The 24813-nt window shown below is 68.5% G+C and carries 26 protein-coding genes; 15 read left to right on the plus strand and 11 right to left on the minus strand.

The window, feature by feature from the left end; genetic code table 11:
- Complete coding sequence (locus ACFQ27_RS01710; RefSeq protein WP_377352146.1) at nt 1-444, plus strand: type II toxin-antitoxin system RatA family toxin; 444 nt, start codon at nt 1-3, stop codon at nt 442-444.
- On the opposite strand, the gene ACFQ27_RS01715 is transcribed toward ACFQ27_RS01710, so the two are convergent.
- Together ACFQ27_RS01715 and ACFQ27_RS01720 are read right to left on the minus strand one after the other, a co-directional pair.
- Nucleotides 441-935 (minus strand): CinA family protein, encoded by a 495-nt coding sequence (locus ACFQ27_RS01715; protein WP_374346678.1) that lies wholly within the window; start codon nt 933-935, stop codon nt 441-443. The two genes, ACFQ27_RS01710 and ACFQ27_RS01715, sit on opposite strands and share 4 nt — an antisense overlap.
- Nucleotides 936-1013: 78 nt before the next feature.
- A complete protein-coding gene (locus ACFQ27_RS01720) occupies nt 1014-2159 on the minus strand; it encodes a bifunctional 2-C-methyl-D-erythritol 4-phosphate cytidylyltransferase/2-C-methyl-D-erythritol 2,4-cyclodiphosphate synthase (protein WP_377352148.1) in 1146 nt (381 codons plus the stop codon).
- A gap of 121 nt (nt 2160-2280) precedes the next feature.
- Between ACFQ27_RS01720 and dusB the strand changes: the two genes are divergently transcribed.
- From dusB to hflX, 8 genes are all read left to right on the plus strand, one after another.
- On the plus strand, nt 2281-3291 hold the full coding sequence (gene dusB / locus ACFQ27_RS01725; RefSeq protein WP_377352150.1) for a tRNA dihydrouridine synthase DusB: 1011 nt from the start codon (nt 2281-2283) through the stop codon (nt 3289-3291).
- Nucleotides 3288-4412, plus strand: coding sequence for a two-component system sensor histidine kinase NtrB (locus ACFQ27_RS01730; protein ID WP_374346675.1), 1125 nt, complete (start codon nt 3288-3290; stop codon nt 4410-4412). The genes dusB and ACFQ27_RS01730 overlap by 4 nt, the downstream gene beginning before the upstream one ends.
- Entirely contained in the window at nt 4409-5839 is a 1431-nt protein-coding gene (locus tag ACFQ27_RS01735) for a sigma 54-interacting transcriptional regulator (protein ID WP_374346674.1), read from the plus strand. Before ACFQ27_RS01730 ends, ACFQ27_RS01735 begins: the two co-directional genes overlap by 4 nt.
- 66 nt (nt 5840-5905) lie before the next feature.
- Complete coding sequence (locus ACFQ27_RS01740; RefSeq protein WP_374346673.1) at nt 5906-8149, plus strand: sensor histidine kinase NtrY-like; 2244 nt, start codon at nt 5906-5908, stop codon at nt 8147-8149.
- Nucleotides 8149-9540: a nitrogen assimilation response regulator NtrX gene (ntrX, locus tag ACFQ27_RS01745; protein WP_374346672.1), complete on the plus strand. Its 1392-nt coding sequence runs from the start codon at nt 8149-8151 to the stop codon at nt 9538-9540. The genes ACFQ27_RS01740 and ntrX overlap by 1 nt, the downstream gene beginning before the upstream one ends.
- Entirely contained in the window at nt 9540-10403 is an 864-nt protein-coding gene (locus ACFQ27_RS01750; protein WP_377352153.1) for a D-amino-acid transaminase, read from the plus strand. The genes ntrX and ACFQ27_RS01750 overlap by 1 nt, the downstream gene beginning before the upstream one ends.
- A 103-nt stretch (nt 10404-10506) precedes the next feature.
- A complete protein-coding gene (gene hfq / locus ACFQ27_RS01755) occupies nt 10507-10755 on the plus strand; it encodes an RNA chaperone Hfq (protein ID WP_374346670.1) in 249 nt (82 codons plus the stop codon).
- On the plus strand, nt 10752-12065 hold the full coding sequence (gene hflX, locus ACFQ27_RS01760; protein ID WP_377352154.1) for a GTPase HflX: 1314 nt from the start codon (nt 10752-10754) through the stop codon (nt 12063-12065). Before hfq ends, hflX begins: the two co-directional genes overlap by 4 nt.
- Before the next feature lie 6 nt (nt 12066-12071).
- Here the strand turns inward: hflX and mazG are convergent, their stop codons facing one another.
- The 3 genes from mazG to ACFQ27_RS01775 all read right to left on the minus strand — a co-directional run bounded on the left by mazG (nt 12072) and on the right by ACFQ27_RS01775 (nt 14829).
- Nucleotides 12072-12857, minus strand: a complete 786-nt coding sequence (gene mazG / locus ACFQ27_RS01765; RefSeq protein WP_377352156.1) for a nucleoside triphosphate pyrophosphohydrolase — start codon at nt 12855-12857, stop codon at nt 12072-12074.
- Between the two features lie 3 nt (nt 12858-12860).
- Nucleotides 12861-14264: an MFS transporter gene (locus tag ACFQ27_RS01770; RefSeq protein WP_374346667.1), complete on the minus strand. Its 1404-nt coding sequence runs from the start codon at nt 14262-14264 to the stop codon at nt 12861-12863.
- A 79-nt stretch (nt 14265-14343) separates the two neighbouring features.
- The gene (locus ACFQ27_RS01775) at nt 14344-14829 is read right to left on the minus strand and encodes a hypothetical protein (protein ID WP_377352158.1); all 486 of its coding nucleotides are present in this window, start codon (nt 14827-14829) and stop codon (nt 14344-14346) included.
- A 168-nt stretch (nt 14830-14997) separates the two neighbouring features.
- On the opposite strand from ACFQ27_RS01775, the gene ACFQ27_RS01780 reads away from it, so the two are divergent.
- The 6 genes from ACFQ27_RS01780 (at nt 14998) to ACFQ27_RS01805 (ending at nt 20571) form a co-directional block, all read left to right on the plus strand.
- The gene (locus ACFQ27_RS01780) at nt 14998-16257 is read left to right on the plus strand and encodes a hypothetical protein (RefSeq protein WP_377352160.1); all 1260 of its coding nucleotides are present in this window, start codon (nt 14998-15000) and stop codon (nt 16255-16257) included.
- 89 nt (nt 16258-16346) lie between these two features.
- Nucleotides 16347-16526 (plus strand): YegP family protein, encoded by a 180-nt coding sequence (locus tag ACFQ27_RS01785; protein ID WP_374346664.1) that lies wholly within the window; start codon nt 16347-16349, stop codon nt 16524-16526.
- A 74-nt stretch (nt 16527-16600) separates the two neighbouring features.
- Nucleotides 16601-18055, plus strand: coding sequence for a carotenoid oxygenase family protein (locus tag ACFQ27_RS01790; RefSeq protein ID WP_377352162.1), 1455 nt, complete (start codon nt 16601-16603; stop codon nt 18053-18055).
- Between the two features lie 94 nt (nt 18056-18149).
- Nucleotides 18150-18599, plus strand: coding sequence for a DUF6265 family protein (locus tag ACFQ27_RS01795; protein ID WP_377352164.1), 450 nt, complete (start codon nt 18150-18152; stop codon nt 18597-18599).
- A gap of 136 nt (nt 18600-18735) precedes the next feature.
- Nucleotides 18736-19035, plus strand: coding sequence for a putative quinol monooxygenase (locus tag ACFQ27_RS01800; protein ID WP_377352165.1), 300 nt, complete (start codon nt 18736-18738; stop codon nt 19033-19035).
- Between the two features lie 168 nt (nt 19036-19203).
- On the plus strand, nt 19204-20571 hold the full coding sequence (locus ACFQ27_RS01805) for a flavin-containing monooxygenase (RefSeq protein WP_374346660.1): 1368 nt from the start codon (nt 19204-19206) through the stop codon (nt 20569-20571).
- Between the two features lie 4 nt (nt 20572-20575).
- On the opposite strand, the gene ACFQ27_RS01810 is transcribed toward ACFQ27_RS01805, so the two are convergent.
- From ACFQ27_RS01810 to ACFQ27_RS01835, 6 genes are all read right to left on the minus strand, one after another.
- Entirely contained in the window at nt 20576-21034 is a 459-nt protein-coding gene (locus tag ACFQ27_RS01810; RefSeq protein ID WP_374346659.1) for a hypothetical protein, read from the minus strand.
- Nucleotides 21031-21516 (minus strand): SRPBCC family protein, encoded by a 486-nt coding sequence (locus tag ACFQ27_RS01815; protein ID WP_374346658.1) that lies wholly within the window; start codon nt 21514-21516, stop codon nt 21031-21033. Before ACFQ27_RS01815 ends, ACFQ27_RS01810 begins: the two co-directional genes overlap by 4 nt.
- 70 nt (nt 21517-21586) lie before the next feature.
- Nucleotides 21587-22534: an alpha/beta hydrolase gene (locus ACFQ27_RS01820; RefSeq protein ID WP_374346657.1), complete on the minus strand. Its 948-nt coding sequence runs from the start codon at nt 22532-22534 to the stop codon at nt 21587-21589.
- A 73-nt stretch (nt 22535-22607) separates the two neighbouring features.
- Nucleotides 22608-23210: a formyltransferase family protein gene (locus ACFQ27_RS01825; protein WP_377352167.1), complete on the minus strand. Its 603-nt coding sequence runs from the start codon at nt 23208-23210 to the stop codon at nt 22608-22610.
- On the minus strand, nt 23207-24031 hold the full coding sequence (locus ACFQ27_RS01830) for an MBL fold metallo-hydrolase (RefSeq protein ID WP_377352168.1): 825 nt from the start codon (nt 24029-24031) through the stop codon (nt 23207-23209). The genes ACFQ27_RS01825 and ACFQ27_RS01830 overlap by 4 nt, the downstream gene beginning before the upstream one ends.
- Nucleotides 24028-24804, minus strand: a complete 777-nt coding sequence (locus tag ACFQ27_RS01835) for a TatD family hydrolase (protein ID WP_374346654.1) — start codon at nt 24802-24804, stop codon at nt 24028-24030. The genes ACFQ27_RS01830 and ACFQ27_RS01835 overlap by 4 nt, the downstream gene beginning before the upstream one ends.
- Nucleotides 24805-24813: the final 9 nt, after the last annotated feature.

Below are 24813 nucleotides of genomic sequence, written 5' to 3' on the forward strand. Positions count from 1 at the left end.
TTGCGTCACCATCTGACCCGCGTGCTGCCCTATGCGCCGGACCAGCTGTACGCCCTGGTCGGCGATGTGGAGTACTATCCGCAGTTCGTGCCGTGGCTGACCGCCATGCGCACCTGGAACGCCCGGGTGGACGCTGAGGGCGTCAGCTGGGTGGACGCTGAGGCCCGGGTGGGGTTCTCGTTCCTGCGTGAGAAGTTCGCGACCCGGGTCCGTCGGGATCCGCAGGCGCGCACCATCGACGTGAACCTGTTGTCTGGTCCCTTCAACACCCTGCGCAATCGCTGGGAGTTCCACGAGGACCCGGCCGGGGTTCGGGTGGAGTTCGATATCGACTTCGCGTTCAAGACCCGGCTGCTCGAAGCTCTGCTGGCGCGGAACTTCGAGAGCGCAGTCAGCAAGCTGATGGCCTGCTTCGACGACCGGGCGAAGCAGCTCTACGGCTAGGGAACCAGACGGTCGCGCATCTGCTGCAGGGCGGCCTGGACCGCGGCGAGCTGGATCTCCGAGCGGGTCTCGTACTGGAAGAACTCCTGGCTGTGCATCAGGCCGTGGTTCGTGCGCGCGGTGGCGATATGCACGGTGCCGACCGGCTTCATCCGCGTGCCGCCGCCCGGGCCAGCGACGCCGGTGATGGCGACCGCAAGGTGGGCGTTGGAGTTTTCCAGGGCGCCTTCGGCCATCATGCGGGCCACGGGTTCTGACACCGCCCCGAGATCGGCGATCAGTTCGCCCGGCACCCCCAGCAGCTCCTGCTTGGCGCGGTTGTTGTAGGTGATGAAGCCGCGCTCGAAGACGTCCGAGGCTCCCGGGATCGCGCAGATCGCGCCCGCCACCAGGCCGCCGGTGCAGCTTTCCGCAGTGACGATGCGCAGGTTGCGCTGGCGCGCTTCATCGATCAGCAGCCGGGCCAGGGTTTCGATCTCGAGATTGAACATGGGCGATTCCGAAGCGAGGTGGGGGCAGAGGTGAGCACCGGCCGGCGGCTCCGCACAAGAGCCGGGACCGAGAAACGATCAGGCGGGCAGTTCGACCGTGGCGATGGCCTGGGCCAGCAGACCCTCCTGACGGCCAGTGAAGCCCATGCCCTCGGTCGTCGTGGCCTTCACGCTGACGCGGGCGAGGGGCAGGCCAAGCAGGTCGGCCAGGCGCTGTCGCATGGCGTCGCGATGCGGGCGGATGCGGGGGCGCTCGCAGACGAGCGTGACATCGACATTGAGCAGCCGACCGCCGGCCGCGGCGACCCGGTCAACGGCGTGGGTCAGGAAACGGTCCGAGGACGCGCCCTTCCACTGGGGATCGGTGGGCGGGAAGTGCTCGCCGATGTCGCCGTCGCCAATGGCGCCGAGGATGGCGTCGGTCAGGGCGTGCAGGCCGGCGTCGGCGTCGGAGTGGCCGATCAGGGTCTGGTCATGGTCGATCCGGACCCCGCAGAGCCAGACGGCGTCGCCCGGACCCCAGCGGTGCGCATCGACCCCTTGGCCGATGCAGGTGACGCGGGCCGCGCCCGCCAGGCGCTCAGCCATGGCGAAGTCCTCCGGATAGGTGAGCTTCATCAGCAGGGGATCGCCGGGGACCAGGGCCACGCGGCCGCCGGCGCGTTCCATGATCGCCGCGTCGTCGGTCGGCTCCGCATCGCCGGGCCAGCGGGCGTAGGCGTCCAGCAGGGCTTGGCGTCGAAAGGCCTGGGGCGTCTGGGCGCGCCACAGGCCGTCGCGGGGCACGGTGGCTTCGATCATGGCCGCGCCCCGCTTCAGGGTGTCGGCCACGGGGAGGGCGAGAATGGCCCCGTCCGTGCCGCTCAGCGCCGCCAGCACGGCCGCGACATGCGCGGGCGTGACCAGCGGCCGGGCCGCATCATGGACAAGGACGGGCTCGTCGAGAGGACCTGCCAGGGCCTTGAGCCCGGCCTGTACGGAATCCGCGCGCTGGGCGCCGCCCGCCACCGCGCGCCAGCGGGGCAGGCCCGCGAGCACCTCGTCGGCTTCGCTGAGCCGGTCAGCGGCGGTGACCACGACGACTTCGCGAGCCCCGGCGGCGACGAAGGCCTCGACCGACCATCTGAGGATGGGGCGGCCGCCCAATGCGCGCCAGGGTTTCGGCGCCCCCGGCCCGGCCCGGGTGCTGGCCCCGGCGGCGACGATCACGACGGAGAAGTCCATGGGCGGTCTGTTTAGGGCGGCGCCGCGGCTTGTCCAGCACACCCTTGGCCGATGATGCGAAACTGGGCTTTACGGCGCCGCACAAGTTGCCTAAAAAGGGGGCGATGGGGATGACTATAAAATGAGCACATTGCTCGAAGTCGGGGGTGTCGAAGTGCCGGGGCGGGCGTGGATCGCGCCCATGACCGGCGTGTCGGACCTACCTTTCCGGCGGGCGGCCAGCCGGCTCGGCGCGTCCTATGTGGCGACGGAGATGGTGGCCTGCGCGGAGTTCGCGCGCGGCCGGCCTGACGTCGTTCGCCGCGCGGCCGTAGGCGAGGGCCTGCCCCTGATGGTGGTCCAGCTTGTCGGCCGCGACCCCGAACTCATGGCCCAGGGTGCGCGCCTGGCCGCCGAGGCCGGGGCTCAGATCATCGACCTCAACTTCGGATGCCCTGCCAAGGAAGTGACCGGCGGTGCGCTGTCGGGCTCGGCCCTGATGCGCGAGCCTGACCTCGCCGAGGCCCTGGTGGCGTCCGCAGTGGATGCGGTGGATGTGCCCGTCACCGTCAAGATGCGTCTGGGCTGGGACGACGCCTCGAAGAACGCCCCGGAGATCGCCAGCCGCGCCGTTGCGCGGGGCGCGCGGGCCATCACGGTCCACGGCCGGACCCGCTGCCAGTTCTACAAGGGCGCCGCCAACTGGTCTGCGGTGCGCGCGGTGAAGGACGAGGTGTCCGTCCCCGTGATCGTCAATGGCGACATTGTCGACGGCGCCACGGCGCGAGAGGCCCTGGCCCAGTCCGGCGCCGACGGGGTGATGATCGGGCGCGGGGTCTATGGCCGCCCCTGGGTCGCAACCCAGGTGGAGGCCGGTCTTGCCGGTCGCGCTTTCGGCGAGCCCGACGCGGACACGCGGCTGGCGATCGCCCTCGATCACTTCCGCGACAGTCTGAAGTTCTATGGCGACCGCCTGGGTTTGCGGATCTTCCGCAAGCACCTGGCGTCCTACGTTGATAACGCGCCTTGGCCCACGCAGGCCGAGGCCAGGCGGAGCGCCCGGCAGGCGCTTTGCCGCGAGGAGGAGCCGGCCCGGGTCGAGCAAGGCCTGATCGCGTTGTGGCGCGATCCAGACAGGAGTTTGGCGGCATGACGGGGCGAACCCAGACCGCAAGCAGCGGCATCAACATGGAGGCGCTGAAGGCGGCGGCCTTCGAGCTTTCGCCTGAACCGGCCCTGGTGGTGAGCCGAGACGGGGCCTTGGTGGCGGTGAACGAGGCGGCCGAGCGTCTGTTCGGCCAGGGGCTCGGGCTCCTGACCCGCGGGCGGTTCCAGGCGGCCCTGCCGCCGGGCTCGGCCCTGGTGTCCCTGCTCAATCGGGCGCTGGAAGAAGATGCGGCGGTCCGCGAGCGCGGGGTGGAGATCTCCCTGTTCGGCCATCCGAGCTTTGAGGCGGACGGCGCGGCGGCCCCCCTGGGCGATGGTTCGGTGCTGCTCACCCTGCATGTGCGGGGCGGCGCCTTTGGGGTGGAGCGGGGCGGCGGGCCGGAAGCGGCCGGCCTGCGCACCATCGTCGGCCTCGGTCGCATGCTGGCCCACGAGATCAAGAACCCGCTGGCGGGCATCCGCGGCGCGGCGCAGCTGCTGAAGTCCGGGGCCAAGGCCGAGGATACGCCCCTGGCCCAGCTGATCGTCGACGAGACCGACCGGGTTCGCCGGCTCGTGGACCGGATGGAGGCCTTCTCCGACGACGCCCTGCCGGACTGCAAGCCCGTCAATATCCACCAGGTGCTGGACCGGGTGCGGGCCCTGGCCGCCAACGGCGTCGCCGATGGTCTGGGCTTGAAGGAGCACTACGACCCCTCGCTGCCGCCGACCCTCGGCGACGAGGACCAGCTGATCCAGATCTTCCTGAACCTGGTGAAGAACGCCGCCGAGGCGGCCCATTCCAGGGGCGACGGTCGCGGCGAGATCACCATCCGCACCGCCTACCGTCATGGCGTCCGCGTGCGGGCCGCCAAGGGCCAGGAACTGCGGGGCGCGCCGCTGGAGGTGCGGGTCACCGACAACGGCCCCGGCGTGCCGACCCATCTGCGCGAGAGCCTGTTCCAGCCCTTCGTCACCACCAAGGCCAATGGGGCCGGCCTGGGCCTCGCCCTGGTGTCCAAGCTGGTCGCCAACCATGGCGGCCTGATCGATTTCGACTCCGAGCCGGGCCGCACCACCTTCCGCGTGCTGTTGCCCATCGCATCCGAAGAGGAGTTCTCGGCATGAACGCCGTGGCCAACGCCAACAAGAAGATCCTGATCGCGGACGACGACAGCTCGATCCGGCTGGTGCTGAGCCAGGCCTTCACCCGGCTGGGCTACCAAGTGCGCGCCACCGGCAACGCCACCACCCTGCTGAAGTGGGTGTCGGACGGGGAGGGGGACCTCGTCGTCACCGACGTGATGATGCCGGACGAGAACCTGTTCGACGTCCTGCCGCGCATCCGCAAGGAACGGCCGAAGCTGCCGGTCATCGTGATGAGCGCCCAGAACACCCTGCTGACCGCGGTGAGCGCGACGGAGGGCGGGGCGTTCGACTATGTCTCCAAGCCCTTCGATCTGGACGACATGACCTCGGTCGCCCGCCGCGCCCTGTCGCGGCCGGCGGACTCCGAGGCCTCCAAGGCCCAGGCGCGCGCGGTCCGCGATGAGCGCTTGCCGTTGATCGGCCGGTCCGGGCCGATGCAGGATGTCTATCGCACCATCGCCCGCCTGGTCGGGGCGGACCTGACGGTGCTGATCCTGGGCGAGTCCGGGACGGGCAAGGAGCTGGTGGCCCGCGCCCTGCACGATATGGGGCGGCGCAAGGATGGCAGGTTCGTCGTCATCAACCTGGCCGCCGTGCCGCGCGAGCGGGTCGAGGCCGAGCTGTTCGGGCGCGATGACGGCGACCTGGGCAAGCTGGTCGAGGCCGACGGCGGCACCCTGTTCCTGGACGAGATCGGCGACATGCCGCTGGACGCCCAGACCCGGCTGCTGCGGGTCATCGACGGCTCGGAGACCACCCTCAATCCCAAGACCGGCCGCAGGCCGAATGTGCGGATCATCGCGGCCACCAACCGCGACCTGCGCGCCTTGATCCAGCAGGGGCTGTTCCGGGAGGACCTGTTCTTCCGCCTCAACGTCGCGCCCCTACGCATCCCGCCGCTGCGGGACCGCGTGGAAGACATTCCGGACCTGGCGCGCGCCTTCCTGCTGCGCGCCAACCGCGAGGGCCTACCGGCCAAGACGATCGACGCCGGCGCTCTGGAGCGGCTGAAGCTGCACGCCTGGCCGGGCAATGTGCGCGAGCTGGAGAACCTGGTCCGTCGGATCTGCGCCCTCTATGGCGAGGAGCTGATCAGCGCCCGCATCGTCGAGCGTGAGCTCGCTGACCAACAGCCTGTGACCCCTGGACAGGAGGGCCCGGTCACCCTGGCGACCCTCGTCGAGCGGCACCTAGGCGGCTACTTCGCCGAGCAGCCGGACGGCATTCCGCCTATCGGCCTGTACGACCGGGTGTTGGAAGAGGTGGAGCGTCCGCTGATCCAGCTGACCCTGGCGGCGACGCGCGGCAATCAGGTGCGGGCGGCGGAGATCCTCGGCCTCAACCGCAACACCTTGCGCAAGAAGATCCAGGACCTGGGCGTGGAGATGAACCGCGGCCGCCGCTAGGGACAGAAGCTTTGCAGCAACATACCTGTTGAGTTTGGGGCACAGTTCCGCCTAGGGTCGCAAGTCATGGCGGTCCTGGGTCACGATGTAGAGCCGAACTCGCCACGCGCCGAGCGCGTGGGTCGGCTACTGCAGTCCCGGTATCTGCTCGGCGGGGGCTACGCCCTCGCGGCCGTTCTGACCGGTGTGGCGGTGCTCCTGGCGGCGTCGCCGCCGGAGACCGGTCCCCTGGCGCCGGCCAGCCGCAATATCCTTGTGATCCTGGGCTTCAACCTGGTCCTGATCCTGGGTCTGGCCGGCATTGTGGGTCTGCGGCTGCTGGCCCTGCTGGATGCGCAGTCCAGCGACGCCGGCGCCCGGCTGCACCTGCGGTTTGTCACCCTGTTCGCCCTGGCCGCGGTGGCGCCGGCCGTGGTCGTGGCCCTGTTCTACGGGGTGCTGGTCAATCGCGGCGTGGACAACTGGTTCTCCAGCCGGGTGCAGACCGTGGTGGAGAACTCGGCCACCATCTCGCGCTCTTACCTTGAGGATCAGCAGCGCTACATCAGCGACCACGTGGCCCTGATGTCGGCGGACCTCAATCGCGCGGCGCCCGGCCTTGAGGCCAGCCCCGTCACCTTCAGCCACTTCCTGGCCCAGCAGGCGTCCTACCATGCCTTCCAGGCCGCCTACGTGGTCGACCGCGACGGGCGCATCCTGGCCCGCGCCGAGGCCGATGACGCGCCGCCCTTCGTCATCCCGCCGCCCTCGCGGTTCAAGGCGGCGGATGAAGGCGACACCATCTCCGCCTCATTTGATCCCAACGACATGGTGCGGGCCCTGTACCGTCTGCGGGCCTTTCCTGACGCCTATCTCTATGTGATGCGGCCCCTGGCCAAGGGGATGATCAGCCAGCTGCGCGACGCCGAGACCTCGGTCGTGTCCTATCGCGAAGCGGCCCAGAGCCGGGCGCGGATCCAGACCGTGTTCGCCCTGTCCTACGGCGAGACGGCGCTGCTGGTGCTGGTCGGGGCGGTGTGGCTGGGCATGGCGGCCGCCAACGGCATTTCCGGGCCTGTGGCGCGCCTGGTGCACGCAGCGGGCCGGGTGGCGGCTGGTGACCTGACCGCACGGGTCGACACTGATCAGGATCCTGAAGAGATCGCCGTCTTGTCTCGGGCTTTCAACAGCATGACGGGAGATCTTGAGCGTCAGCAGGCGGCGCTGCATTCGGCCTCCAACGAAGCCAAGCAGCGCAGCCAGTTCATCGAGACCGTGCTGTCAGAGGTGTCCGCGGGCGTCATCGCCACCGACGGCGAGGGGCGGATCTCGGCCGCCAACCGCCAGGCGGTGACCCTGCTGGATCTGCCTGGAGACCACGGTCATGGCCGCAGCCTGGACGAGGTGGCGCCGGAATTCTCCGCCGTGGCCGAGAACGCCCGGATCGCCGGCCTGGCCGAGGAGGAGGTCGATGTGGCGCGCGCCCGCGACATCACCCACCGCCTGAGGGTGCGGGCGAGCCGCACGTCGGACGGCCTGGTGCTCACCTTTGACGACATCACCCGACTGGTCTCGGCCCAGCGGAACGCCGCCTGGCGCGACGTGGCGCGGCGGATCGCCCACGAGATCAAGAACCCGCTGACGCCGATCCAGCTGTCTGCCGAGCGCCTGCAACGCAAGTTCCGCAAAGGCGTGCCGGCGGAGGACCTGGAGACCTTCGACCGCTGCACGGACACCATCGTGCGCCAGGTCGGCGATATAGGCCGAATGGTCGACGAGTTCTCCTCCTTCGCCCGGATGCCGGCGCCGAAGTTCGCCCGCCACGACGCCGCCGAGCTTCTGCGCGCCGGGGTTTTCGCCCAGCGGGTGGCGACCCCGGACATCGATGTGGAACTGGTCGAGCCGCTGCCCGAGGTGACGGTGCTGGCTGACGGTCGGATGATCGCCCAGGCCCTGACCAACGTCCTGAAGAACGCCTCCGAGGCCGTCGCCGCGCGGGTCGCCGGTGATCCCGAGCCCCGCGGCCGCATTGTCGCGGAGCTGATGGTGGACGCCGAGGGCGCGGCGGTGATCGTGGAGGACAACGGCGTCGGCCTGCCTGACAAGGATCGGGACCGGCTGACCGAGCCCTATGTGACGACGCGCGAGAAGGGCACAGGCCTCGGTCTGGCCATCGTCAAGCGCATCCTCGAAGACCATGGCGGCGAACTGATTCTGACGGACGCGACGCGCGGGCGAGGGGCCCGGGCGATCCTGCAACTCCCCTCCATGGCGGTGATCCGGACCGGATCGGCGTCGGAGGCGGTCGAGACCAGCGTGGAGGTGGACTGATGGCGGCTGATGTACTGGTGGTCGATGATGAAGCCGACATCCGCGAGTTGGTGGCCGGCATCCTGACGGATGAGGGTTACGCCGTCCGCACGGCCAATGACTCCGAAAGCGCGCTGGCGGCGATCACCGCCCGCAAGCCCGCCCTGATCGTCCTCGATATCTGGATGCAGGGCGGCGGGATGGACGGGCTGGAACTGCTCGACCTCGTCAAGACACTGGATGGCGACCTGCCGGTGATCATGATTTCCGGGCACGGCAACATCGAGACGGCGGTCAGCGCCATCAAGCGCGGCGCCTATGAGTTCCTCGAAAAGCCGTTCAAGTCGGACCGGCTGCTGCTGGTGGTGGAGCGCGCCCTGGAGGCCGCCAACCTGAAGCGGGAGAACCGGCGGCTGCGCGCCCAGACGATCACGCCCGATGGCCTGATCGGCAAGTCGATGGCGACCCAGCAGCTCCGCGGCCTGATCGGCAAGCTGGCCGGCGCCAACAGCCGGGTGATGATCTCGGGCCCGCCGGGCGCAGGCAAGGAGACCGTGGCTCGGCTGATCCACGGGGCGAGCCCTCGGGCCCGTAACGAGTTCGTGGTGATCAGCGCCGCCGGCATGACGCCGGAGCGGGTGGACAGCGAGCTGTTCGGCGAGGAGGCCGAGGGCGGCCGGCCTGCCAAGATCGGCGTGTTCGAACGCGCCCATGGCGGCACCCTCTATCTCGACGAAGTGGCCGACATGCCGCGCGAGACCCAGAGCCGTATCCTGCGGGTGCTGGTGGAGCAGCGGTTCCGCCGGGTCGGCGGGGCGGCGGATGTCCAGGTGGACGTGCGGGTGGTGTCCTCTACCTGCCGCGACCTGCGCGAGGAGATCGCGGTGGGCCGGTTCCGCGAGGACCTGTTCCATCGCCTGAACGTCGTGCCGGTGTCGGTGCCGGGGCTGTCCGAGCGCCGTGAGGATATCCCGGAGCTGGTGGACTACTTCATCCAGCGGATCTGCGAGGCCACCGGCATGGCCAAGCGGCGGCTGGCCGATGACGCCCTGGCGACCCTGCAGGTGCGCTCCTGGCCGGGCAATCTCAGCCAGCTGCGGAACAATATCGAGCGGATGCTGATCCTGGCCTCGGGCGACCCGTCCGAGCCGATCACCGCCGACATGCTGCCCAGCGACTCGGTTCAGTCGGACAGCAACTCCAGCATGGGAGCCGAACGGATCATCTCCCTCCCGCTGCGCGAGGCCCGCGAGGTGTTCGAGCGGGAATACCTGAACGCTCAGATGCTGCGCTTCTCCGGCAACATCTCGCGCACCGCCGCCTTCATCGGCATGGAGCGCTCGGCCCTGCACCGGAAGCTGAAATCCCTGGGGCTCTCCGGAGCCCGCCCCCTGGAAGAAGAGGACGCCTGATGGGCCGCATCGCCTATGTGAACGGAGCCTTCGAGCGTCATGGCGACGCCGTGGTCCATATTGAGGACCGGGGCTACCAGTTGGCCGATGCGGTCTACGAGGTCTGGGCGCTGTTCGACGGCAAGCTGGCCGATCCGGAGGGGCATTTCGCGCGGCTGGAACGCAGCCTGTCGGAACTGCGGATCGACATGCCCATGTCGCGGGCGGCCCTGACCGTGGTGCTGCGCGAGGCGGTGCGCCGCAATCGCGTGAAGGAGGGCCTGGTCTATCTGCAGGTCAGCCGTGGCGTCGCGCCCCGCGACCACGCGTTCCCCACCGATCCGACCCCGCCCAGCGTGGTCATCACCGTTAAGGGCGTGGACCGCGCGGCGACCGAGGCCAAGGCCGCCAAGGGCGTCTCGGTGATCACCACCCAGGAGAACCGCTGGGGGCGGTGCGACATCAAGACGGTCGGCCTTCTGCCCAACGCGCTGGCCAAGCAGGCGGCGCGGGAGAAGGGGGCGGCCGAGGCCTGGTTCGTCGATGAGCTGGGCTTCGTCACCGAAGGCGCGTCGTCCAACGCCTGGATTGTGGATCGCGACGGGACCCTGCGGACGCGGGACACCAACGCCAACATCCTGCGCGGCGTCACCCGTCACACCCTGTTGGACCTGATCCGCGATCAGGGGCTGAAGGTGGACGAGCGTCCGTTCACGCCGGCCGAGGCCCTGGCGGCCTCCGAAGCCTTCATCACGGGCGCGGGCTCTCTCGTGCTGCCGGTCGTGGCGGTCGACGGCAAACCGGTTGGCGATGGAAAGGTCGGGCCGGTGGCGAAGCGGCTGCGCAGCCTCTATATCGAGCGCGCGCGGGCGACCGCGATCTAGAACCTCACTGCGCGATTGCGCCGGTTACAGCCGGCGCGCTAGCGTGACCTTGCGTGTGTGGGAGCGATGTCGCTCCCGAACCCAAAAAAAAGGGCGACAAGCCATGTCGAACGAGAAGAAGCAAAACCTCCAGGACACGTTCCTGAACAGCGTGCGGAAGTCGAAGACGCCGCTGACCATCTTCCTGGTGAACGGCGTAAAGCTTCAGGGTGTGGTGAGCTGGTTCGATAATTTCTGCGTTCTTCTGCGTCGCGATGGCCAGTCCCAGCTGGTCTACAAGCACGCGATCTCCACCATCATGCCGGCCCAGCCCGTTCAGCTGTATGAGCCGGCGGAAGACGAGTCGGATTGAGTTCAAAATCCATAGACCGGTCGGCGCCCGTCCAGGGCGCCATCGTCATCCATCCCGAACGTGACGACCGCGGCGCGGATCGCAGCGGTGAAGCACGTCTGGAGGAAGCCATCGGCCTAGCCCTGGCGCTGGATCTCGAGGTGCGCGAAGCGATTGTCGCGCCCTTGCGAAAACTCACGCCTGCGACCCTGTTCGGCAGCGGCAAGGTCGAGGAGATCCACGCCCTGTGCGAGGCCGCGGACGTCAGCGTCGCCGTGGTCGACGACAGCCTGACGCCGGTCCAGCAGCGCAATCTGGAGAAGGCCTGGGGGGTCAAGGTCATCGACCGGACCGGCCTGATTCTGGAGATCTTCGCCCGTCGCGCCCGGACCCGCGAAGGTCGGCTGCAGGTTGAGCTCGCGCGGCTGAGTTATGAGCGCTCGCGGCTGGTTCGCACCTGGACCCACCTGGAGCGCCAGCGCGGCGGCTTCGGGGTCATGGGCGGGCCGGGTGAAACCCAGATTGAGACGGACCGCCGGCTCATCGCCGAGAAGATCGGCAAGCTGAAGCGCGACCTGACCGAGGTGCGCCGCACCCGGACCCTGCAGCGCTCGGCGCGCCAGCGCGCGCCCGTGCCATCGGTCGCCCTGGTCGGCTACACCAACGCCGGCAAGTCGACCCTGTTCAACCGGCTGACCGCGTCGGACGTGGTCGCCCAGGACATGCTGTTCGCGACCTTGGATCCCACCTTGCGGACCCTGAAGCTGCCCGATGGGCGGCCCTGCATCCTGTCCGACACCGTGGGCTTCATCTCTGACCTGCCGCACGAGTTGGTCGAGGCGTTCCGGGCGACCCTGGAGGAGGTGAAGGAGGCTGACGTCATCCTGCATGTCCGCGACCTCGCCAATCCAGACACTGAGGCCCAGGCCAAGGATGTGCGCACCGTGCTGTCCCGCCTCGATGTCGAGCTCGATGAGCGCCGGCTGATCGAGGTCTGGAACAAGATCGACCTCCTGGACGGCGAGGCCAAGGCCGAGGTGCTGGGGGACGCGCGCCGCCGCTTTCCGCGCGCGGTCGCGGTCTCCGCCGTCACCGGCGAAGGCCTGGACCTGCTGCTGGAAACGGTCGCCGGCCTGGTGGACGAAGCGCCGCCGGTGGAGGTGCATGCGCCGGCCGGGGAGGGCGCGGCCATCGCCTGGCTGTATCGTCACGGCCGGGTGATCGCCCGCGAGACCCATGACGACGGCGGCGTTCGGCTGGAGGTCAGTCTCAGCCCGCAGGCGCTGGGCCAGTTCGAGCAGCTCTTCCCGCAGGCCGAGCTGCGCCACTGAAGCGGGCTATTCGGCCGCCTTGGCCGCGTTCCACAGGGCGTCCATCTCGGCCAGGTCCGACTGTTCCGGCGTCTTGCCCCGCTCGCGCAGGGCCGCTTCGATGTACTGGAAGCGCCGGGTGAACTTGGCGTTGGTGGCGCGCAGGGCGTCCTCGGGCTCGATGTCCAGGGTGCGGGCGATGTTGGCCACCACGAACAGCACATCGCCCAGCTCGGCGCGGGCCTTGTCCATGTCGCCGGCCGCGATCTCGACCTCGAGTTCGCCGACCTCCTCGTGCAGCTTTTCCAGCACCTTAGTGATGCTGGGCCAGACGAAGCCGACGCGGGCGGCGCGCTTGGACAGCTTCGTGGCCCGGGTCAGGGCCGGCAGGCCCACGGGCACGTCGTCCAGCAGGCTGGCGGTCTTGCCCTTTTCCGCCCGCTCCTGGGCCTTGATCACCTCCCAGGCGTCGGTCTGCTCGGCGCTGGTTCGATGGTCAGCCTCGCCGAACACATGCGGGTGCCGGCGGATCATCTTGGCGACGATGGCCTCGACCACGTCGTCAAAGGCGAAGGCGCCCTGTTCCTCGGCCATCCGCGAATGGAAGACCACCTGGAACAACAGGTCGCCCAGCTCCTCGCGCAGGTCCTTCAGGTCGCCTCGCTCGATGGCGTCTGCGACCTCATAGGCTTCCTCCACCGTGTAGGGCGCGATGGTGGCGAAGGTCTGCTCCAGATCCCAGGGGCAGCCGCCCTCAGGGGCGCGCAGCCGCGCCATGATCTCCAGCAGGCGGTCGATCGGCCGTTCGGTCATGGCCTATTCTGCAGGCCGGCCGATGGGGTGGATCTCTTCGGCGAACTTGGGGTCCGAGGCCATCTCCGGGGCGGCCATGGCCAGGTCATGCTCGTCCAGGGCCGCGCGGATTTCCGCATGCCGCTCGGCGGTCAGGCTGTAGCGGGAGATCAGGGCGCTGGCGAGCACCGCCAGGGCCGCGGGGGCGACGGTGAACATCCAGGCCAGGGCCGTCAGCCCTTCCTGCCCGTGGGTCTTTGGATCGAAGCCGAACAGGCTCAGCAGCTTGAAGCTGACCCCGACGGCCACGGCCGAGCCGATCTTCACCGTGCCGGTGAGCAGGGCGTAGAGCAGGCCCGTGCGGTCGATGCGGGTCTCGAGGCGCACCTCGTCGCTGACGTCGGCCATCATGGCCCGCAGCAGGAAGGCGCCGGCGGAATAGGGCAGGCCGGCCACGAACATCATGACGCCGGCGATCAGCGCCATGCCCGGCGGGATCGCGATCACGCTGACGGCGATCAGGGCGTAGAACAGACCCGAGACGGCCAGGGCGCGGTGCTTGCCGATCTTGTAGGCCATTCGGGTCCAGATGGGCGCGCCCACCAGACCGCCGATGAAGTAGGCGAGCAGCAGGGCGCTGGCGGTCGTCTTGTCGAACGCCTTCACCCGCGTGAAAAAGAAGAAGAACAGGGCGCCGGTGATGGCCGGACCGGTGCCGACCAGGAAGTCCACGATCAGCAGCCGCGCCACCGCCGGCCGCTTCAGGAGCTTGAAGTATTCGCCCAGGCCCGCATGGTCCGGCTTGGAGGCGACCAGCGGCTCCGGCGCGCGCCAGATGGCCAGGGCGACGGTGATGGGCAGCAGCAGAATCACGAACCACCCCATGGCGCCCACCGCGGCGGCGTGACCCTTGACCCCCAGGCTCGGCAGCAGGGCAGGCAGGGTCAGGACGAGGATCATCCCCACCACATTGGCGCCCTGCCACCAGGCATAGATGCGCGAGCGCTGGTCATAGGCGCCGGACATGGCCGCGCCCCAGGCCAACTGAGACAGGCTGGAGATCGAGACCCCGGCGTAGAGCACCAGCAGCCAGGCCCAGAGGTAGAAGGTGTTCACTCCCGGCTTGGCCATGAACAGCATGTAGGTGGCCAGCATCAGGATCGGCGCCGACAGGGCGAACCAGGGCCGGAAGCGACCGAACCTCGTACGGGTCCGGTCCATGACGCCGCCGATGAACGGGTCGAACGCCATGTCCAACAGGCGCACCATCATGAAGGCGAAGCCCACCTGGCTGAGGTTCAGCCCGATCTCGCTGGCGTAGAATTCCGGCAGGTAGACGACGAGGGGCAGGCCCAGGCCCGCCAAGGGCAGGCAGGGTGCGGCATAGGCCGCCAGGGTCCAACTTGATCGCCGCTCGGCCTTCGCCATGTCTTTCGCCCCCTGTCGCCGGTCGCCCTCGCCGGCTTAGGCGCGGATGAGACCCCGGCCGGCCCCAGGAGGCAAGCGGTTAGCGGTCCGGTCCCGCGTCTCCGCGCGACAGGCGGTCCGCAAGCCGGCCAAAAGCCCGGTCCGCGTCGCCCCAGGTGGGCTGATACCAGGCGTTTCGGATGTCGGTCTCATACCACTGATAGCTGACAGGCGTCACCGAACCGTCCGCGGCGGTCGCAGATCCGGTGACTCGCGCGCCGCCCACGCTGAAGCTTTGGTAGGAGAGGCCGGGCTTGTCGCCCAGTTGCTTGAAGGTCGGCCGATTGGGCTTCACGTCATCCAGGGTCAGGTCGACCTGGGCGCCCTGGAGCGCGCCGGTCCGGTCGAGCTTGCGCGCCACGGTCTGGCGCAGGGATTCGGCCACCCGGTCGACCTCGGCGACCCCATAGGTTTCCGCCGCCGCCTTCCGCACGGCGGGGGACAGGTTCACGGTGACGGTGGGCGGCGCGGCCACGGCGCTGGTGGCGGCGCCGGCGGCCAACAGGGACACAAGGAGCAGACGCATGGGGACTCCTTAGATCAGGTGATTTGAGAATTGCACGCCGGACTTATGGCGGGACAATGGCGCGCGGGACGTTCGCCGCTATAAGTCGAACCTAACGATCGGTAGGGCGGCGACTCGCCCCTGGGTTTGCGGGAGAGCGGCATGCGGGCGTCGCGGCGAGGAGTTCTGATGGGCGCGGGTATGATGGCGGCGGGCGGCGCATCAGCGGGCCAGGCGGTAGCTGGGACCGGGGCGAGCGCGGTGGAGCTGCAGGCTGTGCTTGAGCGGTTCGCGGGCTTTGGAGTTAAGGCCTCTGGCGGCGCGGGCGACAACGCCTGCGGTGATTGGCTGGAGGGCCTACTCTCCGCCCAGGGCTATGCCTGCGAGCGCCAGACCTTTGACGTGCCCTTCGCCGAGGTGCGCACCGCCACCCTGACCACTGGTGGGGTGCAGGCTCAGGTGCTGCCCCAGGGCGTCGTGGTTCCCACCGGTCCGGGGGGCTTGAGCGGTCCGCTGCGGCTGGCGTCCTCGGAAGCAGGCCTGGACGGCGCCATCGCTGTGGTGGTCCTGCCGTTCCGGCGTTGGGTGAGCCTCGCGGATCCGACGGCCAGCAAGCCTGTGGCCGACGCCTTGGCCCGCGGCGCGGCGGCGGCGGTGCTGGTCACCACGGGCCCCACCGGCGAGGCTATCGCCCTGAATGTCAGCGCCACCAAGCCCGGCTTCCAGAAGCCGGTGGCGGTGCTGGCGCCCAAGGACGCCGAGCCCTTCCTGGAAGCGGCCAGGGCGGGGCAGGGGGCGACCCTGACGGTCGACGCCACCGTCGGGCGCCGGCCGGCCTACAATCTCATCTGCCGGATGGATCGCGGGGCGGCCAAGACCCTGATCGTCACCACCCCCCGGTCCGGCTGGTTCGACTGTGTGGCCGAGCGCGGCTCAGGGCTCGCTGTCTGGCTGACGCTGGCCCAGCGGCTGGCCGCGGCCAAGCCCAAGGTGAACCTGGAATTCGTGGTCACCAGCGGCCACGAATACATCTATCTGGGCGGCGAGGAGTACCTGGCGCACAAGGCGCCGAAGCCGGCGGACACCCACGCCTGGGTCCATATCGGCGCCAGCGCCGCGGCCCGCGACTGGCATGAGCTGGGGATCCTGCGGCCCCTGCCCAGCGCCGATCCCCAGCGGGTGCTGACCGCCACGCCTCAGTTCATCGACCAGGCCCGCGCCGCCTTCAAGGGGATCTCCGGCCTGGAGGCGGTCTATCCCGCCGACCGCGCTAACGCCGGGGGTGAACTGGTCAATGTGATCGCGGCCGGCTACGGCGCCGCCGTCGGGCTTTATGGCGGGCACCGCTGGTTCCACACCACAGGGGACGACCTGCGCTGTTCGTCCGGAGAGCTGGTGGCGCCGGTCGCGGACGCTTTCGGGGCGATGATCACAACCATTCTACCGTGACTTGCCCAGGCTGGGCCGGACAGGCGGTTGACGCTGCACCCGGCGCTGGCGAACCCTCGCGATGCAAGCCAGACCGAAGGAGACCGCTCATGGCGCACAAGTTCGAGATCTACAAGGACAAGGCCGGGGAGTTCCGGGTCCGGTTCAAGTACAACAGCGAGACCATCTTCTCGACCGAGGGCTACGCCTCCAAGGCCAGCGCCAAGAACGCCATCGAGTCGATCAAGAAGAACGGTCCTGACGCGCCGGTGGACGACACCACGGATTGATCCAGATCAAGGGGCGCATGGGGTAAGTCTCTTTATAAAAGTCACGACAAGACTGTGGCTGGAGGAGACGACCCATGAACACCCATGTGCCCCCTGACGACCTCGCCCCGTTTGGCGACGCCTATGGCCCGACCCTCATGGGGATCTACGGGCCGACCCGGACGGAGACCACGCTCTCCGACCTGCCGCTCCTGAAGGGGGCGATTCCTGCGGACCTGAACGGGGTCTATCTGCGCGCCGGCCCCAACATCCGCTACGCGCCCAACGGGCGCTATCACCCGTTCGACGGCGACGGGATGATCCACGCCGCGCACTTTCAGAACGGCAGGCTGACCTATCGCAACCGTTGGGTCCGCACGGACGGCTGGAAGGAAGACGACGCGGCCGGGGAGGGGCTGTTCCACGGCATCCGTGAGACGCTCAAGGGCCGCGAGGACAAGCGCCTGAAAGACACCGCCAACACCGATCTGGTGGCCCAGGGCGGCAAGGTTCTGGCCCTCTGGTACATGTCTGGCGACGCTTATGAGATCGATCCGGTCACCCTGGAGACGCTGGGCAAGTCACAGGGGATTCTGGCGTCTGGTGGTCGCATTTCCGCTCACGCCAAGGTCGACGAGGTCACCGACGAGCTGATCTTCTTCGACTACGGGCTGGACGCGCCCTACATGTCCTATGGCGTCGTGGGGCCGGATGGAGCGCTGAAGCACTTCACCCCCATCGACCTGCCGGGGCCGCGCCTGCCGCACGACATGGCGATCACTGAGCATTACTCGGTGCTGCACGACCTGCCGCTGTTCCATGACCCTGAGGCGCTGAAGCTCGGCCGGCACAAGGTGAAGTACTATCCGGACATCCCGGCCCGGTTCGGCGTGATCCCGCGTTATGGCGCGCGCGACAGCATCAAGTGGTTCGAGTTCTCGCCCTGCTACATCTACCACGTGGCCAATTCCTGGGAGGAGGGCGACTGGGTGGTGATGGTCGGCTCCCGCTACATGCCCGAGACCCGCGCCGACGGCAGCGTCGACGCCGAGCGCACCGCCAAGAACGTCGCTGAGCTGGTGATGAAGGCCCGCCTGTGGGTCTGGCGCATGAACGTGAAGACTGGCGAGACCGAGGAGCGCTGCCTCGATCCCGACCGCAATGTGGAATTCCCCACCTACAACAGCCGTCTGTCCGGCCGCCGGACTCGCTACGGCTACTTCGTGGACCATTCGGAGACCCGGACCCTGCAGTGGTACGGCATCCGCAAGTACGACCTCGACACCGGCGAGAGCCTGGGCGAGTGGTCGGACGATCCCAGCAGCTGCTTCTATTCGGAGCCCTGGTTCGCGGCCGCCGACAATCCTGAGAGCGAGGACCACGGCTATGTCATCACCTTCCAGTGGAACGACAAGCTGCGCCGCGAGACCCTGGACGTGTTCGACGCCCGGGACATCTCGGCCGGCCCGGTGGCCCAGGTGCTGATCCCACACCGTATCCCGCTGGGCTTCCACGCCTGCTGGATGGCGGCGGACCGGATGAAGCCCTGAGTGAACGGGAAGGGGGCGGGGCCGTGAGGCGGTCCCGTCCTTGCAGTCGCGCCGGACGGGCTTCACAATCCCAACCCTGAGTTGGGGGCTATGCATGCGATTCCTGTTGGCCGGCGCCGCGGCGCTTTCCTTGGCGGCGTCCACCGGATGGGCGGCCGAGCCCACTGATCCGCTGGCCTGGTACGATGGGACCTGGTGCACGCCGGTGGGCCCTAGGCAGATCTGTGAGCGCTGGGGTCCGCCCATGGCCGGTCTGAAGGTTGGGACCTCGCAGGCGGTGAAGGACGGCAAGACCGTCGAGATCGAACTGGTCACCATCGACATCAGCGGGCCTAAGGCCCAGGTCCAGGTGGCCATCAACGGCCGCCCGCCGATCCCGTTCGCTGAGACGGCGCGCACAGCGACCAGCATGACCTTCGAGAACCCCAACCACGACTACCCGCAGCGCATCCGCTATTGGCGCGAGGGGGAGCTGCTGAAGGCGGAGATCTCCATGCTGGACGGCAGCCGGGCGAATGGTTGGTCGTTCACACGGGTCCAATAGGGTCCAGTCATCGGCGAATACGTTCGTCGCCTAAGGAAGATTATCGGAAATTGAAAGCTAGCCCAGGCTGGCCGCATGGGCTTTGCGGCTTTAGGCTTTCAGCTCTGTTTTTGTCGTGATTCCCAGAGCTTCCCTCATGATCATCATCCTCGGCTCGGTTCAGATGGCTCCGGGCCAGCGTGACGCCGCCATCGCCGTCGGCCTTGAGCATTGCGCGCGCTCCCGGGCTGAGCCTGGCTGCCTCTCGCATGACTGCCACGTCGACGCCGCTGATCCCGACAAGCTGGTCTTCGTGGAACGCTGGGCCGACATGGCCGCGGTCCGCACCCATTTCACGGTTCCGGCCTCCGGTGAATTCGTCCGCCGCATGGCCGCCCTGGCGTCGGCGCCGCCCCAGATGGCCCTCTATGACGCCACCGAACGTCCGGTCGGCTAGCCGTCTACCGCAACGTCCGCGCACAGGCCTTTGTTTTATAGTGTAAAATCTAGCTTCGACTGGCGCCTGAGAATTCCTCTCAGGTGACGCCGGGTCACGGCTTGCCGGCCGTCCGCGCCCTGCTAGCATCCACCTGAACAACGATAATCCAGTCAGGGGGACCCGGACGTGAGCCAGGCCAAGCTTCCAAAGGTTTGCATCATCGGCGCCGGGCCGACAGGTTTCTCGACCGCCAAGCGCCTGAAAGACTACGGGATTCCGTACGACTGCTTCGAGCTGTCCGACGATATCGGCGGCACCTGGTACTACAAGAACCCCAATGGCCTGTCCGCCTGCTATGACAGCCTGCACATCGACACCTCGAAATGGCGCCTGGCCTTCGAGGATTTCCCGGTGCCGGCGGACTGGCCGGACTTTCCGCACCACAGCCAATTGTTCCAGTATTTCAAGAACTACGTAGACCATTTTGGACTGCGCGAGACCATCACCTTCAACACAGGCGTTGAGAGCGCCAAGCGCAGCGCTGACGGCCTGTGGGAGGTGAAGCTGACCACCGGCGAGACGCGGGTCTATGACGTCGTCCTGGTCTGCAACGGCCACCACTGGAGCCCGCGGGTGCCGGAGTATCCGGGCCAGTTCGACGGCGTCGCCATCCATTCCCACGCCTATCGGGATCCCTTCGATCCGGTCGATATGCGCGGCAAGAACATCGTCGTGGTTGGCATGGGTAATTCGGCGATGGATATCGCCTCCGAACTGTCCCAGCGGCCCATCGCCAAGAACCTTTGGGTCTCGGCGCGCCGTGGCGTCTGGGTGATGCCGAAGTACATGAACGGCCGCCCTGCGGATAAGGCCGCCATGCCGGCCTGGATGCCGCGCAAGCTGGGCCTGGCCTTGGCGCGCAAGGGCATCAAGAAGGCCCTGGGCAATATGGAAGACTATGGCCTGCCCAAGCCCGACCACGAGCCGCTGGAGGCGCACCCGTCGGTGTCCGGCGAATTCCTGACCCGGGCTGGCTGCGGCGACGTGAAGTTCAAGCCGGCGATCCAGTCGCTCGAGGGTAAACAGGTCCGCTTCGCTGACGGCAGCGTCGAGGACGTGGACGCGATCGTCTTCGCCACCGGCTATGACATGAAGTTCCCGTTCTTCAGCGAGCCCGACCTGCTCCCGGACGCCGACCATCGCCTGCCGCTGTTCAAGCGGATGATGAACCCGGATATCCCGAACCTGTTCTACATGGCCCTGGCCCAGCCCCTGCCGACCCTGGTGAACTTCGCCGAGCAGCAGTCCAAGCTGGTGGCCAAGTACCTGGTCGGCGAGTACCTCCCCCCCTCCCCGGCCGAGATGCGCCAGGTGACGGCGAAGGACGAGGAGACGCACCTGGGCCAGTACTATTCGGCCAAGCGGCACACCATTCAGGTCGATTTCGGCGTCTATGTCGCTGACCTGATGAAGGAGATCGCCAAGGGCGAGAAGCGCGCCAAGGCGGCCGGCAACAAGCTGCCGGTGCCGGCCCGGGCGACCGAGCCGGCTTGAGCCATCAGCCCTGCGGCCTTCGCGCGAGGTGAGCGATCACCCCGTAGAAGGCCGCGAATGAGGCGACCAGGGCCACGGTGAACAGGCCCGTGACCAGGTTGTTGGCGGCGTGGCTGTCGAAGGCCATGCCGCGAACGCCCAGGATCGGGGCCAGGATCGATGCCGCCACATTGCCCCAGCCGGCGACCAGCAGGGCCGGAACGAGCCAGCGCTCGCGCCCGGCCTTGAGCTCGCCGCCGATCCGGGTGGCGAAGGCGAGCGCGATGACCAGGAGGCCGTTCATCAGCCCCTCCAGGTGCGCCATCATCCAGCCGCGGGCGTCACCGCCCACCGGCATGGGCATGGGCTGGCCATAGACCTGTTCGGCGATGTGGAAGGTCAGGGGAAAGCCGGCCAGGACCATGCCGGCCAGGATCATCAGCACCCCGTGCAAGACGGAGACGCGCAGGCCGGTCTCGCTCATGACAGGCCGAACCGTGCGGGCTCGGCCCGGATGATCGCTTCCAGCTTGGGCATGCCCGACTTCAGGCCGCCGGCCAGCTGCTTGTTGACCAGGATGTTCAGCGGGAAGATCGCGCTGGCCCGGCCGGCCCAGTGCAGCTCGCAGCCGCCCGCCGTCTCGACCACGCGGTAGTCCTCGACGGCGGCCGAGATCGGCAGGGGCGAGGCGGCGAACCGGAAGGCCATGCGCTTGCCCTCCTCCCAGGCGAAGAAATACTCCTCCACCTTGGCGTCGCCGATCTCGACGGTGCGGGTCGTGCCGACGCCGAAGGGTTGCGGACTGGTCCAGGTGACCTTGGTGATCGGCAGCCATTGGGTCCAGGCCTGGGCGTCCAGCAGGGCGGCCCAGACCGCGGCGGCCGGCACGCCGAAGCTGTGGCTGACCTTGGCGGTGGCGCCGGCGAGATACTCCTCGGCGACGGCCTTGTGGGTCTTGAGCGCCATGCGATGTCCTCCGTAACGATTGGAGCGGGACTGTGACCCAGTTTCCGCGTCGTCACCGAAGCCGATTCTGCTAGGTGAGCGCCCGCGCCAGAGCCTCGCGGCTGTCCCGGGCCGCATCGCGGCTCACCCGGGCGCCGGGCGACCACTGGAAGGCGTGAAAGGCGCCGGGATAGACGTGCATTTCCACCGGCACGCCGGCCCGGACCAGGCGGCTGGCGTAGTCAAGGTTCTCGTCCAGGAACAGGTCGAGGGCGCCGGTGGCCAGGAAGGTCGGCGGCAGGCCGGACAGGTTCTCGGCGCGGGCGGCCGCGGCGTAGGGCGACACGCCCTCCCCGCCCGGCGCGTGGCCAAGCAGCGAGGTCCAGCCGAAGAGATTGGCCTCCGGCGTCCAGACGAACTCACCGACGTACGGATGGGGATCCGGCGTCACACAGGTGCGATCGTCGATCATCGGATAGATCAGGTGCTGGAAGGCGAAGCGGTACTCCCCCCGATCGCGGACCAACAGGGCCAGGGCCGCGGCCAGTCCGCCGCCCGCGCTCTCACCCATCACGCCGATGCGGGCCGTATCGACGCCCAGCTCGCCGGCGTTGGCGAACACCCAGGCCAGGGCCGCGTAGCAGTCTTCGACCGGACCCGGGAAGGTCGTCTCGGGGGCCAGGCGGTAGTTCACCGAGATGATGGTGCAGCCGAGCTTGTTGGTCAGCCGACGATGCCCGGCCTCCAGGGCCTCGGCCGAGCCGGAAACATAGCCGCCGCCGTGGATGTGGAAGATGCAGGGCAGCGGATCCGCCGCGTCCTTGGGCCGATAGACCAGCACCGGCACGTCCGGCGCGCCCTCTGGCCCAGGGACATGCCGGGTCGTCATATCGGTGACCGCAAGATCCGCCGGATCGACCGGAAAGCTGATCGCCGAGGCGCGCATCGTGGCCAGGGTCTCGGCGGAGACGGTCCGCTTCGGCATGCTGTCCAGCAGGGGCAGGAGTTCGGGATCGACCAGGTGACGGCTGCGGCTCATTGGGGATCCTCCTTGGACGCGACGGGCGGTCTTCAGCGCCGCCGTGGCGGCCAGATTGCGATGCGCCGCGGTCCTAGGAAAGGGCCAGCTGACCCGAGGCGAGGCGCTGCAGGGTCTCGACGAACACTTCAGGTTCCAGGCGGGTCAGCCGGGCCTCGAGGCTCTCAGCGGTCTCGCCGGGCTCCAGGGGGACTTCGCGCACGGCCAGCACCGCGCCATGGTCGTATTCCTCGTCCACCAGGTGGATGGTGATGGCGCTGGCTGCGACGCCGGCGGCGACCACGGCCTCATGCACGCGGCGCCCATACATGCCCTCGCCACCGAAAGCCGGGATCGGGCCGGGGTGAATATTCAGGATCCGGTCGCGATAGGCCGCCAGGGTCTTAGGTCCCAGCCGACGCAGGTATCCGGACAGCACGATCCACTCGACCCCGGCCTCGACCATGGCCTTGGCCAGGGCCGCGTCCGCGGCGTCCGGATCCGCCTGGGTCGGCAGGTGGAGGGTCTGGACGCCTGCGGCGGTTGCGGCCTCCAGGGCCGGCGCCGAGCGATTGTTGCTGACCACCAGCCGGGCCTCAGCGTCGAGGATCCCGATGCGAATCGCCTCCAGGATGGCGCGCATGCTCGAGCCGTTTCTGGATGCGAGAAAACCAAGCTTAAGATGCTGGGATTTCAAGGAAATATCGCCCGAAGTTGATGTTTCAGGCGAAGGCCATCGAAGGCCGGCTCCACCCCCTTGGGCAGCTTGCGCTTGAGGTCGTTGTAGTCGAGGTCGATGTGCATGTTGGTCAGGATCGCCCGGCGCGGCCTGACCCGCTCGATCCACTCCAGGGCGCGTTCGACGTGGGCGTGGGTCGGGTGCGGACGCCAGCGCAAAGCATCGACGATCCAGACGTCCAGGCCGTGCAGGGCGGCGAAGGCGTGATCATCCAGGTGCACCACGTCACTGGAATAGGCGACGTCGCCGAACCGGTAGCCCACCGATCGGATGCCGCCGTGATCCTGGTCGAAGGTGACGACAGGAATGGCGCCGGAGGGGCCGTCGATATGCCAGGCCTCGCCATGGGCCGGCAGGACGTGGCGCTCAGCGATGCCGGGATAGCCGCCCTCGCCGTCGAACACATAGCCGAACCGGCGCATCATCGAGGCGGTCGTCACCTCGTCCATATAGGTGGGGATGCGGGCACGCTGGCGGATGAAGAAGGCGCGGATATCGTCGATGCCGTGGGTCTGGTCGGCGTGATCGTGGGTCAGCAGGACGGCGTCCAGGCGCTTCGCCCCGGCCGCCGCGGTCTGGCTGCGCAGGTCGGGCGAGGTGTCCACCAGGACGGTCGTCTCGTGCTCAGCCCCCTCGCCCAGGCGACGGACCAGGAGGGAGCAGCGCGAGCGCTGGTTCTTGGGCTCATGCGGGTCGCAGTCCCCCCAGTCGCCGTCCGCCCGCGGCACGCCGCCGGAGGAGCCGGAGCCCAGGATGGTGATCTCAAGCTCGCCGCTCATGGCCGGGGGATCCGATCAAACAGGGCGAAGAAGGCGTCCTCGTTACGGCGCTCCGCCTCCTCCCGGCTCCAGCCGCGAAGCTCGGCCAGCTTCCACAGCACTTCGGGCAGATAGGCCGGCTCGTTGCGCCGTCCGCGGTGCGGGACGGGCGCGAGATACGGGCAGTCGGTCTCCACGATGATCCGGTCTTCCGGCATATCCAGGATCACCGCACGCACGTCCTCGGCGGCCTTGAAGGTGGCGATGCCAGACACCGAGAACCAGGCCCCAAGGGCCGCGGCTCGTCGGGCCAGCTCCGCCCCCGAGGTGTAGCAGTGCAGCAGCATCTTGAAGGGGCCGGCGGCGTGTTCCTCTTCGAGGATGTCGCCCATCAGGTCGTCGGCCTCGCGGGTGTGCACAACCAGCGGCAGGCCGGTCTCGCGCGCCGCGGCCACATGGGCGCGGAACACCTGGGCCTGGATGTCGCGGGGGCTGAGGTCGTAGTGGAAGTCCAGGCCCGTCTCGCCGATCCCCACCACCTTCGGATCGCTGCAATGGGCCGTCAGGTCAGCGGCGGTCAGATCCGGCTTTTCCTTGGCCTCGTGCGGATGGGTGCCGACGGTGCACCAGATGTCCGGGGCGTCGGCGACGGCGCGGACCTTGTCGAAACCGGACAGCTTGTCGCTGATATTGACCATCAGCCGGATGCCGGCGGCGCGGGCGCGGGCGATCACCTCGTCCCGGTCGGCGTCGAACTGGGGGGCGTGAAGGTTGACGTGGCTGTCGATGAGCATGCGGTCGAG

The organism is Phenylobacterium conjunctum (assembly GCF_042679085.1).
Lineage (GTDB): Bacteria > Pseudomonadota > Alphaproteobacteria > Caulobacterales > Caulobacteraceae > Phenylobacterium > Phenylobacterium conjunctum.

Excerpts from the sequence above, each read along its gene's own strand:
- ACFQ27_RS01715 (WP_374346678.1), bottom strand. The coding sequence starts at position 935 with ATGTTCAATCTCGAGATCGAAACCCTGGCCCGGCTGCTGATCGATGAA.
- ACFQ27_RS01720 (WP_377352148.1), bottom strand. The coding sequence starts at position 2,159 with ATGGACTTCTCCGTCGTGATCGTCGCCGCCGGGGCCAGCACCCGGGCC.
- dusB (WP_377352150.1), top strand. The coding sequence starts at position 2,281 with ATGAGCACATTGCTCGAAGTCGGGGGTGTCGAAGTGCCGGGGCGGGCG.
- ACFQ27_RS01730 (WP_374346675.1), top strand. The coding sequence starts at position 3,288 with ATGACGGGGCGAACCCAGACCGCAAGCAGCGGCATCAACATGGAGGCG.
- ACFQ27_RS01735 (WP_374346674.1), top strand. The coding sequence starts at position 4,409 with ATGAACGCCGTGGCCAACGCCAACAAGAAGATCCTGATCGCGGACGAC.
- ACFQ27_RS01740 (WP_374346673.1), top strand. The coding sequence starts at position 5,906 with ATGGCGGTCCTGGGTCACGATGTAGAGCCGAACTCGCCACGCGCCGAG.
- ntrX (WP_374346672.1), top strand. The coding sequence starts at position 8,149 with ATGGCGGCTGATGTACTGGTGGTCGATGATGAAGCCGACATCCGCGAG.
- ACFQ27_RS01750 (WP_377352153.1), top strand. The coding sequence starts at position 9,540 with ATGGGCCGCATCGCCTATGTGAACGGAGCCTTCGAGCGTCATGGCGAC.
- hfq (WP_374346670.1), top strand. The coding sequence starts at position 10,507 with ATGTCGAACGAGAAGAAGCAAAACCTCCAGGACACGTTCCTGAACAGC.
- mazG (WP_377352156.1), bottom strand. The coding sequence starts at position 12,857 with ATGACCGAACGGCCGATCGACCGCCTGCTGGAGATCATGGCGCGGCTG.
- ACFQ27_RS01770 (WP_374346667.1), bottom strand. The coding sequence starts at position 14,264 with ATGGCGAAGGCCGAGCGGCGATCAAGTTGGACCCTGGCGGCCTATGCC.
- ACFQ27_RS01775 (WP_377352158.1), bottom strand. The coding sequence starts at position 14,829 with ATGCGTCTGCTCCTTGTGTCCCTGTTGGCCGCCGGCGCCGCCACCAGC.
- ACFQ27_RS01780 (WP_377352160.1), top strand. The coding sequence starts at position 14,998 with ATGGGCGCGGGTATGATGGCGGCGGGCGGCGCATCAGCGGGCCAGGCG.
- ACFQ27_RS01785 (WP_374346664.1), top strand. The coding sequence starts at position 16,347 with ATGGCGCACAAGTTCGAGATCTACAAGGACAAGGCCGGGGAGTTCCGG.
- ACFQ27_RS01790 (WP_377352162.1), top strand. The coding sequence starts at position 16,601 with ATGAACACCCATGTGCCCCCTGACGACCTCGCCCCGTTTGGCGACGCC.
- ACFQ27_RS01795 (WP_377352164.1), top strand. The coding sequence starts at position 18,150 with ATGCGATTCCTGTTGGCCGGCGCCGCGGCGCTTTCCTTGGCGGCGTCC.
- ACFQ27_RS01800 (WP_377352165.1), top strand. The coding sequence starts at position 18,736 with ATGATCATCATCCTCGGCTCGGTTCAGATGGCTCCGGGCCAGCGTGAC.
- ACFQ27_RS01810 (WP_374346659.1), bottom strand. The coding sequence starts at position 21,034 with ATGAGCGAGACCGGCCTGCGCGTCTCCGTCTTGCACGGGGTGCTGATG.
- ACFQ27_RS01815 (WP_374346658.1), bottom strand. The coding sequence starts at position 21,516 with ATGGCGCTCAAGACCCACAAGGCCGTCGCCGAGGAGTATCTCGCCGGC.
- ACFQ27_RS01820 (WP_374346657.1), bottom strand. The coding sequence starts at position 22,534 with ATGAGCCGCAGCCGTCACCTGGTCGATCCCGAACTCCTGCCCCTGCTG.
- ACFQ27_RS01830 (WP_377352168.1), bottom strand. The coding sequence starts at position 24,031 with ATGAGCGGCGAGCTTGAGATCACCATCCTGGGCTCCGGCTCCTCCGGC.
- ACFQ27_RS01835 (WP_374346654.1), bottom strand. The coding sequence starts at position 24,804 with ATGCTCATCGACAGCCACGTCAACCTTCACGCCCCCCAGTTCGACGCC.